General features: G+C 68.4%; 9 protein-coding genes. 4 read left to right on the top strand and 5 right to left on the bottom strand.

Features of this window, described 5'->3' with window-relative positions:
* Window positions 1-104: 104 nt before the first annotated feature.
* Window positions 105-1,133, bottom strand: a complete 1,029-nt coding sequence (locus GA0115259_RS09785) for a multicopper oxidase domain-containing protein (protein WP_237539890.1) — start codon at window positions 1,131-1,133, stop codon at window positions 105-107.
* A gap of 201 nt (window positions 1,134-1,334) precedes the next feature.
* Between GA0115259_RS09785 and GA0115259_RS09780 the strand changes: the two genes are divergently transcribed.
* Window positions 1,335-3,815: a ThuA domain-containing protein gene (locus tag GA0115259_RS09780; protein ID WP_093593867.1), complete on the top strand. Its 2,481-nt coding sequence runs from the start codon at window positions 1,335-1,337 to the stop codon at window positions 3,813-3,815.
* A gap of 74 nt (window positions 3,816-3,889) precedes the next feature.
* Window positions 3,890-6,055 carry an OmpL47-type beta-barrel domain-containing protein gene (locus tag GA0115259_RS09775; RefSeq protein WP_202449845.1) on the top strand — a complete coding sequence of 722 codons (2,166 nt, stop codon included), beginning with the start codon at window positions 3,890-3,892 and terminating at the stop codon, window positions 6,053-6,055.
* Between the two features lie 72 nt (window positions 6,056-6,127).
* Here the strand turns inward: GA0115259_RS09775 and ligD are convergent, their stop codons facing one another.
* A complete protein-coding gene (ligD, locus tag GA0115259_RS09770) occupies window positions 6,128-7,144 on the bottom strand; it encodes a non-homologous end-joining DNA ligase (protein ID WP_176732491.1) in 1,017 nt (338 codons plus the stop codon).
* A 122-nt stretch (window positions 7,145-7,266) separates the two neighbouring features.
* On the opposite strand from ligD, the gene GA0115259_RS09765 reads away from it, so the two are divergent.
* On the top strand, window positions 7,267-8,331 hold the full coding sequence (locus GA0115259_RS09765) for an ATP-dependent DNA ligase (RefSeq protein WP_093593861.1): 1,065 nt from the start codon (window positions 7,267-7,269) through the stop codon (window positions 8,329-8,331).
* Window positions 8,332-8,364: 33 nt separating this feature from the next.
* Here the strand turns inward: GA0115259_RS09765 and GA0115259_RS09760 are convergent, their stop codons facing one another.
* From GA0115259_RS09760 to GA0115259_RS09750, 3 genes are read right to left on the bottom strand one after another with little or no spacing between them, the layout of a single operon-like run.
* On the bottom strand, window positions 8,365-8,820 hold the full coding sequence (locus GA0115259_RS09760) for a YchJ family protein (RefSeq protein ID WP_093593858.1): 456 nt from the start codon (window positions 8,818-8,820) through the stop codon (window positions 8,365-8,367).
* A 41-nt stretch (window positions 8,821-8,861) separates the two neighbouring features.
* Window positions 8,862-9,734: an SMP-30/gluconolactonase/LRE family protein gene (locus GA0115259_RS09755; RefSeq protein WP_093593855.1), complete on the bottom strand. Its 873-nt coding sequence runs from the start codon at window positions 9,732-9,734 to the stop codon at window positions 8,862-8,864.
* 8 nt (window positions 9,735-9,742) lie between these two features.
* Window positions 9,743-10,513, bottom strand: coding sequence for an IclR family transcriptional regulator (locus tag GA0115259_RS09750; protein WP_093593852.1), 771 nt, complete (start codon window positions 10,511-10,513; stop codon window positions 9,743-9,745).
* A gap of 187 nt (window positions 10,514-10,700) precedes the next feature.
* Here GA0115259_RS09750 and GA0115259_RS09745 point away from each other — a divergent pair, with 187 nt between their 5' ends.
* Window positions 10,701-11,864, top strand: a complete 1,164-nt coding sequence (locus tag GA0115259_RS09745) for a mandelate racemase/muconate lactonizing enzyme family protein (protein ID WP_093593849.1) — start codon at window positions 10,701-10,703, stop codon at window positions 11,862-11,864.
* The last annotated feature ends 28 nt before the right edge of the window (window positions 11,865-11,892 follow it).

The following is an 11,892-nucleotide window of genomic DNA, read 5'->3' as shown; positions in this document are numbered from 1 at the left end:
ACGGCCGGGCCATCGACAACGACGATCCTCCGCCTTGCGATCGCACGCACCGGACGCCGCGCGGCCCGCCCTGCGGGCGGACGACGCTACTTCTGAAACACGGCCTAATGACCTGTGTGGTCCGCCGCGCCCTTGGTGCTCTTCCCGCCCTTGGCGCCGTCCGCGGTCATCGGCATCGGGTGGTGCGGCTCGTAGCCCGGGATCGTGCCGTCCGGCTTCTTGACCAGCAGCAGGCCCGCCATGCCCATGTCCGAGTGGCTCTGGACATGACAGTGGTACATCCAGGCGCCGGCGCCCACGTGTTCGCCCGCGAGGATCTGGAAGCCGAAGGAGTCCGCCGGACCGGTGATCTTGTTGTCGACCACCCGGCTGGGATCGTCGGGACCGGTCAGCAGACCCGTCCTGTTGTCCGCCCAGCGGTGACCGTGGATATGGAACGTGTGGTAGAACTCGCCGTGCGTGATCATGATGATCTCGACGCGGTCGCCGACGGTCGCCTCGAAGTTGGGCGCCTCCGTGCCGGACTTGTTGTTGATCGTCATGTCGTTGAAGACGATCGTGAACTGCTTGTCCGGCAGGATGTCGCCCTTCCTGCGGACGACCACGGGACCGTAGAGCCCCTTGCGGATACCGCCGGTGCCGTGGTCCGTGCCGACCACATGGTCGTGGTAGTGCCAGTAGCCCGCGCTGCCCGGCCGCCAGGTGCCGTCCGGGCGCTTGCCGGGCGTGTGGGTACGCCAGGTGTACGTACGGGTACCGCCCGGCTCGACATGACTCCGGTTCATCCGGGTGCCGTCGCTGGCTATGTCGTAGTCCACGCCGTGGACATGGAGGCTGGCCGCCACGTCCGTGGTGTTCTCGAACTCGATATGGAGGGTGTCTCCCTCGATCAGTTCGATCAGCGGGCCCGGGACGGTCGCCTTGCCCTTCTCGAAGCCGTATCCCATCTGACCGTTCGGCAGAGTCTCCGCGTACAGCTTGAGATGGCGCACCTGGCCCCCGGCGGGAGCGGTCCTGGGCGGCGGTTCCGCCGAGGTCGCCGCCGGCGCCGAGGCGACCGACAACGATGTCACCCCTGTGGCGGCCACCGCACCTCCCGCAATCAGCCGCCGGTTGAAGCTCCGTCTGTCCATGGCCATACCGACTCCCCAGTGCCGTACGAGATTTACGGGGCACACGAGACCCCGGGGACGGGCACACCGTAGACCAGCGGCCCATGTTTATCCACAGCCAGGACAAAGTTCGGTCGATTGCGGTTATACCTATTGGCGAGTCACGGAAAGGGGTCTAGCTTCGTTCGCTGTTGCTATGACCACAGAGGGGTGGGTGAACACATGCAGCGCGCACCACATCACCGGTCTAGATCCAGGCGCGGAATGGCCGCGGCCCTGGTGGCCGGCGCGATGGCGGCGTCACTGCTGGGCGGAACCGCCGCATCGGCCAAGCCGTACCCGGAGCCGCCTTCGACAACGTTGTCCCTTCCGTCACCTCCGGGCGGAAAGACCGTCAAAGTCCTTGTCTTCCATGCCTCGGCCTCCGAGGAGTCGCCGATCGTCAACGCCGGGATCGAGGCCATCGAGGCCATCGGTCTGTCGGGTCCCACGGCCGGCCGGTTCAAGACAGAGGCGACGGACGACGGTTCCGTCTTCACCAATGCGACCAAGCTGGGCAAATACAATGCGGTCGTCTTCCTCACCGGCGGCGGCGATGTGCTCGATCCCGAGCAGGAAGCCGGGCTGGAGGCCTATGTGGAGGCCGGTGGCGGCTTCCTCGGTATCCATGACGCGGCCCGTACGGAGCCGTACTCGGACTGGTTCACCGGGCTGATCGGCGCCCGGCCCACCGGAGCTCCCACCACGGTGCAGCGCGCGACCGTCGAGGTCGGTGACCGTATCAATCCGGCCACGAAGAATCTTCCGCTCGAATGGAAGCGGCCGGACAAGTGGTTCAACTGGTCGGCCAACCCGAGCGGCAAGGTGCACACCGTCGCCCGGGTCAGGGAGGCCAGCTACCAGCCGGGCACCGGAGCCAACGGCGCGGACCACCCCATCTCCTGGTGCCGTGACTACGACGGCGGCCGGTCCTTCTACACCGGCATGGGCGGTACGCCCGAGTCGTACGCGGAGACCGACTTCCGCGACCATCTGCGCGGCGCCCTCCAGTGGACGACACGGCTCTCACAGGCCGACTGCAAGGCGACGATCGACAGCAACTACCAGGCCGAGCGGGTCACCCAGGCGAACCAGCCCGGTCAGCAGGACCAGATCGGCGAGCCGCACGGACTGGTCGTGGCGCCCGACGGACGGGTGCTGTACATCGGCCGCGGCGGTGGCGACAACGCCGCTCCCGTGGTGACCGACTGGAACAACCCGGAGATCGGCAAGGGCCTGGGCCAGATCCATGTCTACGATCCCGCGACGAAGAAGGTGACGCTCGCGGGCGCGCTGACGGTCTTCGGCAACAAGGGCGGCGGCGACGAGCTGGTCAAGGTCGAGGAAGGGCTGCTCGGTATCGAGCTGGACCCGAAGTTCGAGACCAACGGCTGGGTGTATCTGCACTACACACCGCACTCGCAGCTCAACCGTGACACACAGATGGCCGAGCGCCGTGTCTCCCGCTTCACGCTGGACCTGGCGACCAACAAGCTGGATCTCGCCTCCGAGAAGGTCCTGCTGAAGTGGCCGGTACAGGTCCACAGCTGCTGCCACGCGGGCGGCGGTATGGCCTGGGACTCCAAGGGCAATCTCTACATCGCGACCGGCGACAACAACTCGTCCGGCTTCAGCGACGGTTACTCGGGCAACAACCCGCAGCCCAACTACAAGGGCGTCTCCTTCGCCGACGCGCGCCGCACGGCGGGCAACACCAACAATCTGAACGGAAAGATCCTCCGTATCCACCCGGAGCCCGACGGGACGTACACCCTGCCCGCGGGCAATCTGTTCACGGGCGAGGAGATGGACGAGGGCGGCGGCAAGACGCGCGGCGAGATCTATGTGATGGGCGTGCGCAACACGGCGCGTATCTCCATCGACAAGAAGACCGACATCCTCTACGCGGGCTGGGTCGGTCCCGACGCGGGCTCGCCGAGCACCGTCTGGGGCCCGGCGAAGTACGACACGTTCTCCGCGATCACCAAGGCGGGCAATCACGGCTGGCCGTTCTGCATGGGCAACAACCAGCCCTACCGGGACCGCAATCTGCCCGACCCGTCCAAGCCGCTGGGCTGGTACAACTGCAACGCGCCCAAGAACGAGTCGCCCAACAACGACGGTCTGGTGAATCTGCCGCCCATCACGCCGAACACCATCTGGTACTCACCGCAGGGCGGCGCTCCGGACTATCCGCGTGACGCCAACGGCATCCCGAGCTACAAGCCCGCCGAGGCGAAGTACCTCCTGCCATGGCTCAAGGGCGGCGGCCAGGCGACCATGGACGGCCCGGTCTACCGGTACGACGCGCAGAGCACCAGCGCGGTCAAGTGGCCGGAGTACTGGGACGGCAAGTGGTTCGTCGGTGACTTCTACGACGCGACGGACAGCCCGCGCCACGCGGTGCTGACCGATCCCAAGACCGTCGGCAAGGGCGGTCTGCCGGTGCACGCCGAGACCCTGAAGAAGATCATCCCGGTCGGTCAGGGCGGTATCCGCAACCTCATGGACTGGAAGTTCGCTCCGGACGGCTCGCTCTATGTCCTCGACTACGGGCGCGGCTTCTTCACCTCCGACTCCCAGTCCGCGCTGTGGCATGTGACCTACAAGGGCGGCGAGCCGACTCCGGCCGCCTCCGACCTGGCCAGGAAGGCGACGCAGTGAGACATCGATCCCATCGTTCCCTCCTCAGGTATCGCCCGCTACGAGTGTGGACGGCCCTGGTGGGCGCGTTCCTGATGGTGCTGGGCCTGACGTCGACGGCGGCGTACGGCCGGCCCGTCGATCTGACGGGAGGCGGGAAGGCGGCAGCCGCGGCCCAGGTGCTGACCTGGACGGCCGGCGATCCGATCGACCGCTATCTCAGCTTCCCGACCACCGCGCTGGCCGGGCCGACCACGATCGTCTTCGAGAACAGCGAGGCCACCGGCAACACCACGGGAATGCCGCACACACTGACCTTCGATGTGTCGGATCCCGAGTACAACAACGATGTCTCGCTGAACATCCTGGCCAATCCCAGTGACGCCAACGGCGGGAAGTACACCGCCGAGGTCAATCTGACGCCGGGCAAGTACCGCTTCCGCTGCTCCATCCCTGGGCACGGCCAGATGACCGGTGTGCTCACCGTGACCGAGGTCGGCCCGGGAGACACCACCGCTCCGACGACCAACGCCACGGTGGAGGGCCAGCAGAACGCCGACGGCGCGTACGTCGGCTCGGCGACGGTGTCGGTGACGGCGACCGACGAGGGCTCCGGTGTGGCGACGACCGAGTACGCGGTCGGGGCCGACGGACCGTGGCAGCCGTATACCGCTCCAGTGGTGGTCGACCAGGTCGGCAGCCATACGATCCGGTACCGGGCCACCGACCAGTCGGGGAATGTGGCGGCCGAGAAGTCCGTCGCCTTCACCGTCGTGGCCCCGCCGACCGATGACACGACCCCGCCGGAGACCTCGGCGACCGTGAGCGGCGAGCAGGACGACGCGGGCAACTATCTGTCGATGGCCACGGTCACCGTCACCGCCTCGGACACCGGCTCGGGCGTCAACACCATCGAGTACGCGCTCGGCGCCGGCGGCGCCTGGCAGCCGTACACCGCGCCGGTGATGGTGCATCAGGTCGGCACGCACACGGTCCGCTACCGCGCGACCGACAAGGCGGGCAACGCGGCGGCCGAGAAGTCCGTCGCCTTCACCGTCGTGGAGCCACCGGCTCAGGACACCACCCCGCCGGAGACCTCGGCGGCCGTGACCGGTGAGAAGAACGCCAACGGCGCGTTCATCACCAGCGCCAAGGTGACGCTCACCGCGACCGACGCCGAGTCCGGTGTCGACAAGGTCGAGTACTCCCTCGACGGCGGTCCGTACCTCGCGTACACGACTCCCGTCATCGTCGACCGGGTCGGCTATCACACGTTCGCACACCGCGCGACCGACAAGGCAAACAACACCTCGCAGGCCAAGCAGGTGTCGTTCACCATCGCGCAGGGCGGCGGCGTTCCCGCGCCCAACTGCCCGGAGTACGACGAGCGGCTGACGGTCATCGTCGGCACGGTCGACTCGGGTGTGCCGAACCGGCTGACCCGTAGCCGGTGCACCATCAACGAGCTGATCGAGGACGAGCGGGAGTGGACCTCGCAGGCCCTCTTCCTCAAGCATGTCGACACCGTGCTCGACAAGCTGCTCGCCGACAATGTCATCGACCAGCGCGAGTTCAACAAGATAACCAAGGCCGCGAAGCAGTCCAGGATCGGCAAGCCCGGCCAGACCGAGGGCTATCGCGATCTCTTCGACGGCACGGCGGAATCGCTCGCCAAGTGGGAGCAGGTGGGCGGCGGCCGGTTCGCGCTCTCCGACGACGGTGCGATCACCAGCAGCACCACCGTCGAGGGCATGGGCATGCTGTGGTTCCCGGAGCGCAAGTACGGCGACTTCTCGCTGAAGCTCCAGTTCCGTGACGACGCTCCGGGCAACGGCAACGCCAACGGCGGTGTCTTCGTCCGCTTCCCGTATGTCCACAACCACCCGGAGGAGTCCCGGCCCGAGTGGGTCGCCATCAACTACGGGCACGAGGTCCAGATCCTCGACCGTCCGGACGGCGACATGTACAAGACCGGCTCGATCTACGGCTTCGACCGTGTGGGCCTGGGCAACGCGGGCGTCACTCCGAAGGGCACCTGGAACGACTACGAGATCCGGGTGGTCGACCAGCACTACACGATCCTGCGCAACGGTGTGGTGATCAACGAGTTCGACAATCTGGGCGGGCAGACGTTCACTCCGCCGCGCGCCGGTGACCCGGGCACGGACGGCCGGCGGTACGCCACCGGCTATGTCGGGCTCCAGGTCCACAGCACGACGGATGTGATCTCGTACCGCAGCATCCGGATCAAGGAGCTGTAGCCCCGGGCCGGCGGCTCATGCGCGTATGCCGTGCCCCCTTCTCCGGCGGAGAGGGGGCACGGTGCCGTCCCTCTACTTCTCGTCCTGCCGCTTGGCCCGGCTCGGCCGGACGCGCTTGGGCTCGCCCGGCATCTTCGGATAGTCCGGCGGATACGGCATGTCGCCGAGCCCATGGTCCTGTTCCTGCCGCTCGGCCAGCTCCAGCAGGCCCTCCAGACCGAAGGCCCGCTCCGCCATGTCCGCGTGCACGTCGCCCACCTCGCCGAAGCGCACCGGCATGGTCGCCACATCGAAGTCGTCCGGTGCGACCTCGTCCAGCTCCGCCCAGCGCAGCGGCGCGGAGACCGGAGCGTGCGGCCGGGGACGTACGGAGTAGGCGGAGGCGATGGTGCGGTCGCGGGCGGTCTGGTTGTAGTCGACGAAGATGCGCTCGCCGCGCTCCTCCTTCCACCACGCGGTGGTCACCCGGCCCGGCATCCGCCGCTCCAGCTCACGGCCGATGGTGATGGCACAGCGGCGGACCTCGGTGAAGGTCCAGCGCGGTTCGATGGGGATGAACACATGCAGACCACGGCCGCCGGAGGTCTTGGGCCAGCCGTGCAGTCCCTGTTCCTCCAGAAAGCCGTGCAGCTCATGGGCGGCTCTGACCGCGTCCTTGAAGTCCGTGCCCGGCTGCGGATCCAGATCGATACGCAGTTCGTCGGGATGGTCGGTGCGGCCTCTGCGCACCGGCCAGGGATGGAAGGTGAGACAGCCGAGATTCGCCGCCCAGAGCACGGCGGCGACCTCCGTGGGACAGATCTCGTCGGCCGAACGGCCGCTGGGAAACTCGATCCGGGCCGTGGGAATCCAGTCGGGCAGATTCTTCGGCGCCCGTTTCTGGAAGAAGGACTCGCCCTCGACCCCCTCCGGATAGCGCTCCAGGGTGGTCGGCCGGTCCCGTAGCGCCCGCAGGATTCCCGGTCCCACGGCCAGGTAGTAGCGCGCGACATCGAGCTTGGTGAGGCCGCGCTCGGGAAAGTACACCTTGTCCGGGCTGGACAGCCGTACGGTCCTGCCGTCCGCCTCCAGCTCCACCGCTACGCCCATGGGGGCCAGGCTAGGCCGGGCACGGGCGGACCGCACATCGGGTGGAGGGCACATCGGCCGGCCCGTGTACCAGGCGGACCGCACATCGGGCGGAGGGCCCTGTTCCCGAGCAGAATCGGGGCATGGATCTGCCGGTGATGCCTCCTGTGAAGCCCATGCTCGCCAAGTCCGTGGCCCGTATCCCGCCCGGGATGCAGTACGAGGCCAAGTGGGACGGCTTCCGGGCGATCGTCCACCGTGACGGCGACGAGGTGGTGATCGGCAGCAGAACGGGCAAGCCGCTCACCCGCTACTTTCCCGAGCTGGTCACGGTCCTGCGCGCGGAGCTGCCCGAGCGCTGCGTGGTGGACGGCGAGATCGTCATCGTCCATGGGAACCGGCTCGACTTCGACCGGCTCACCGAGCGCATCCATCCGGCGAAGTCCCGGGTGGACATGCTCGCCGAGCGTACGCCGGCCAGCTTCGTCGCCTTCGATCTGCTGGCCCTCGGCGATGCCTCGCTGCTCGACACACCGCTCGCGCGGCGCAGAGAGGCGCTGGAGGCCGCGCTGACCGCAGTCCGTCCTCCGGTCCATCTCGCGCCCGCCACCACCGATGTCGAACTGGCCGGGCAGTGGTTCGACCAGTACGAGGGCGCCGGGCTCGACGGAGTGATCGCCAAGCCACTGGATCTGCTCTACCGGCCGGACGCCCGGCTGATGTACAAGATCAAGCACGAGCGGACCGCGGATGCCGTCGTCGCCGGATACCGCCTCCACAAGAGCGGTCCCGTGGTCGGTTCGCTGCTCCTCGGGCTGTACGACTCCGAGGGCGCCCTCCAGCATGTCGGCGTCAGTGCGGCGTTCCCGATGAAGCGCCGCGCGGAGCTGATCGAGGAGCTGGCACCGCTGCGGATGGAGTCGGCGGAGGGCCACCCCTGGGCCGCCTGGACCGACGAGTCCGCCCATGAGAGCGCCCGGATGCCGGGCGCGCCGAGCCGCTGGTCCGGTACGAAGGATCTGTCCTGGCTGCCGCTGCGGCCCGAGTGGGTGTGCGAGGTCGCGTACGACCATATGGAGGGCAACCGGTTCCGGCATACGGCACGGTTCCGCAGATGGCGGCCGGACCGTACACCGGAGAGCTGTACGTACGCGCAGTTGGAGGAACCGGTGCGGTACGACCTGGCGGAGGTACTGGCGCCGCGGTGATCCCGCGGAGCCGCGTACCGTCGGCGAGCCGGCTCACTCCACGAAGGTGCCGTCCACATACACCCAGGCGCCGTCGTGCCGGGCGAAGCGGCTTCGCTCGTGCAGCACGCCCGGTGTGCCGCGGTGGGTGAAGCGGGCACGGAAGGTGACGGTGCCGGTGGTGTGGAACGGGCTGCCGTCCGCGGTCTCCAGGATCTCCAGCCCGGTCCAGCGCACCGTGGGATCGAGACCGGCACCGGCGGGCCGGGTGGCGGGATCCCAGCTCTTCAGCAGATACGGCTCGTCGCGCACGGCGAAGGCGCTGTAGCGGGAGCGCATCAGCAGTTCCGCCGTGGGCGCGGTGGCGGATCCGGAGTGGAAGCGCCCGCAGCACGCGCCGTACACGGCGGGCAGCCCGCAGGGACACGGCGAGGCGCTGGTGACGGCGTCGGATCGTGCAGGTCGGGCGGTACGGTCAGGACGGGCGGATCGAGTGGGACGTCGGGCCATGCCTCCATTCTCGCGGACCGGACGCCCGCCTCTCACACCGCTCAGCCCGCGAAAGGCGTCCCGGGCACCCCCTGGCCCGCGTCCGGCAGTACCAGCAGCGAGCCGGAGAGCGGATGCGGGCGTGCGAGGCCCGTACGGGCCGAGGTGATGTAGAGATCCCGTAGCCCGGGACCGCCGAAGGCACAGGCGGTGGGACGCCGTACGGGCAGTTCGACGGTACGGTCCAGCTCACCGCGCGGCGTGTACCGCCGGAGCTGGGCGCCGTCCCAGAGGGCCACCCAGACACAGCCGTCCGCGTCAACGGTGAGCCCGTCCGGAAGGCCGGCTCCGCGCTCGATCGTGGCCACAGTGCTTCTGTCCGTGATCCGTTCACCGTCCACGCGGAACCGGTCGATACGGCGCGTGGGCGAATCGACGTAGTACATCGTCCGCCCGTCGGGGCTCCAGCCGGTCCCGTTGCCGACCGTCACCGTGAGCGCCTCGGTGACCGTGCCGCCGGGTGCCACCCGGATCAGCGCGCCGCCGCCGTCCCTCTCGTCGTACCGCATGCTCCCGGCCCAGAGCGAGCCGTCGGGAGCGACCGCCGCGTCATTGCCACGGCGGCCCGGGACAGGATCGTGGACCAGCCAGGAGAAGGCTCCGTCGGGTCCGTAGAGCCCGATGCCGTCCCGGAGGTTGACTACCAGACCGCCGCCGGCGCGCGGTTTCGCCGCGCCGGCGTGCTGTTCGGCGAGCATGACCGTACGGCGGCCGTCGGCCGGATCGTAGGTGTGGACGCGCGAGGAGAGGATGTCCACCCAGATCAGCCGGCCGGACGCGGGATCCCAGGTGGGTCCCTCACCGAGCAGGGCCGACTCCCGTACCGCGACGGCGAGTTGGTGCCGCCTGCCGCCTGCCTTCGTCCCCGCCTTCATTTCCGCCCTCACGCCCGTCCTCGGTGGCCGAGCCGTACCGAGAGTGTGCTCGCGCCCTTGGCGGCGAGCAGCGCCAGCTCCTCCTCGCGCTCGTCGCTCCAGCGGATCACCGGTACGGAGATGGACAGGGCGGCGACGACCCGGCCCGTACTGTCCCGTACCGGCGCGGCCACACAGCTCACATCGGGATTGGACTCCCGATGCTCGACCGCGACACCGCGCTCCCTGATCTCCGCCAGTTCCGCGCGCAGTTCATCGGGATCGGTCACGCTGGCCGGTGTCATGGCGATGAACTCGTGCCCGGCGATGCGCAGTTCGAGCTCGGCCTCAGACAGCGAGGCGAGCAGCATCTTGCCGACCGAGGTGCAGTGCGCGGGCAGCCTGCGGCCCGCGGCCGAGACCATACGGACCGCGTGGGTGGAGTCCACCTTCGCGATATAAATCACGTCGGTGTCCTCAAGGATCGCCACATGGACGGTCTCGTCGCAGGTCTCGGCGATCTCGCGGGCGACCTGTCCGCCCTCGGCGGCCAGATCGAGCGCTTCCGCGTATCTGCTGCCGAGCTGATAGGTCCGCACATCGAGGCGGTAGCGGCCCGGTTCGCCGGGGACGGGCGCCAGATACGAGCGGGCCGCGAGCGTGGTGAGCAGCTCATGCACGGTCGTACGCGGCAGTTGGAGCCGGCGGATCACCTCGGGAGCGGAGAGCGTGCCGTCTCCCTCCAGGAAGAGTTCCAGTATGTCCAGGGCCCGTGTCACCGCGGGGACCAGCCGTCCCATGGCCGACCACCCATCTCTCTTGTTCGGTACATCGGCCACCGGCCGGAATGACGAACACAGACTAACCGGCGCGCGACCCATTGACACCTCTCGGAGTGCCTGAATACCGTCACGCCACGATTTCGAACGTGTGACGAAATACCGAACAAGCACAAGGGGCCCATCGCGGACACGAGAGGCAACCGCCTTGCGTATTACGGGAATCAGCACACATGTCGTCGGTACACCGTGGCGCAATCTCACCTATGTCCTGGTCCATACGGACGAGGGACTCACCGGTGTCGGTGAGACCCGGATGCTCGGCAGGACCGACGCGTTGACGGGATATCTCCGCGAGGCGGAGACCAACCACCTCCGGGGATCTGATCCGTTCGCGGTCGAGGATCTCGTCCGGCGGATGAAGTACGGCGACTACGGACGGGCCGGCGAGATCGTGATGTCGGGCATCGCGGTCGTCGAGATGGCCTGCTGGGACATCAAGGGCAAGGCGCTGGGCGTGCCGGTGTGGCAGCTGCTCGGCGGAAAGGTCACCGACCGCGTCAAGGCGTACGCCAACGGCTGGTACACCACCGAGCGCACTCCGGACGCCTACCACAAGGCGGCGCGGGCGGTGGTGGAGCGCGGCTACCGGGCACTGAAGATCGATCCGTTCGGCACCGGGCACTACGAGCTGGACCGGGCGGCGAGCAACGAGGCGGTGGCGCTGATCGAGGCGGTACGGGACGCGATCGGGCCGGACACCGAGCTGATGCTGGAGATGCACGGCCGGTTCAGCCCGTCGACGGCGATACGGCTGGCGCACGAGCTGGCCCCGTACGCTCCGGCCTGGCTGGAGGAGCCGGTGCCGCCGGAGAATCTCAAGGCGCTGGACAAGGTCGCGCGGAAGGTGGACCTGCCGATCGCGACCGGCGAACGCATCCATGACCGGATCGAGTTCAGGGAGCTGTTCGAGTCACAGGCGGCCGACATCATCCAGCCGGACGTCGGGCATATCGGCGGCATCCTGGAGGCCAGAAAGCTGGCGGCGACCGCCGAGACGCATTACGTGCTGGTCGCGCCGCACAATGTCGGCGGTTCGGTGCTGACCGCCGCCAGCCTCCAACTGGCCGCCTGCACACCGAACTTCAAGATCCTCGAACACTTCAACGACTTCGCGGACGCGGAGATCAAGAAGCTGGTCACCGGAGCTCCGCAGGTCGATCCGGCCACGGGCTGTTTCGAGGTGTCGGACGCGCCCGGTCTCGGTGTCGGGTTCGACGCGGAGGCGGCGGCCGAATTCCCGCAGCGGCAGGCGCGGTTCGACCTCTGGGCCGAGGGCTGGGAGAAGCGCGAGCCGAAGGCTCCCAGGTGAGCGCGTCGGCGCGGACACCGGCGGGCGG

Source organism: Streptomyces sp. MnatMP-M17 (assembly GCF_900091995.1).
Lineage (GTDB): Bacteria > Actinomycetota > Actinomycetes > Streptomycetales > Streptomycetaceae > Streptomyces.
The sequence above is the reverse complement of the archived record's forward strand: the minus strand, read 5'-3'. Positions and strand labels throughout refer to the sequence as shown.

Coding starts and splice junctions, on each gene's coding strand:
- GA0115259_RS09750 (WP_093593852.1), bottom strand. CDS start 10,513: ATGGGACGGCTGGTCCCCGCGGTGACACGGGCCCTGGACATACTGGAA.
- GA0115259_RS09760 (WP_093593858.1), bottom strand. CDS start 8,820: ATGGCCCGACGTCCCACTCGATCCGCCCGTCCTGACCGTACCGCCCGA.
- GA0115259_RS09765 (WP_093593861.1), top strand. CDS start 7,267: ATGGATCTGCCGGTGATGCCTCCTGTGAAGCCCATGCTCGCCAAGTCC.
- ligD (WP_176732491.1), bottom strand. CDS start 7,144: ATGGGCGTAGCGGTGGAGCTGGAGGCGGACGGCAGGACCGTACGGCTG.
- GA0115259_RS09755 (WP_093593855.1), bottom strand. CDS start 9,734: ATGAAGGCGGGGACGAAGGCAGGCGGCAGGCGGCACCAACTCGCCGTC.
- GA0115259_RS09775 (WP_202449845.1), top strand. CDS start 3,890: ATGGTGCTGGGCCTGACGTCGACGGCGGCGTACGGCCGGCCCGTCGAT.
- GA0115259_RS09785 (WP_237539890.1), bottom strand. CDS start 1,133: ATGGACAGACGGAGCTTCAACCGGCGGCTGATTGCGGGAGGTGCGGTG.
- GA0115259_RS09780 (WP_093593867.1), top strand. CDS start 1,335: ATGCAGCGCGCACCACATCACCGGTCTAGATCCAGGCGCGGAATGGCC.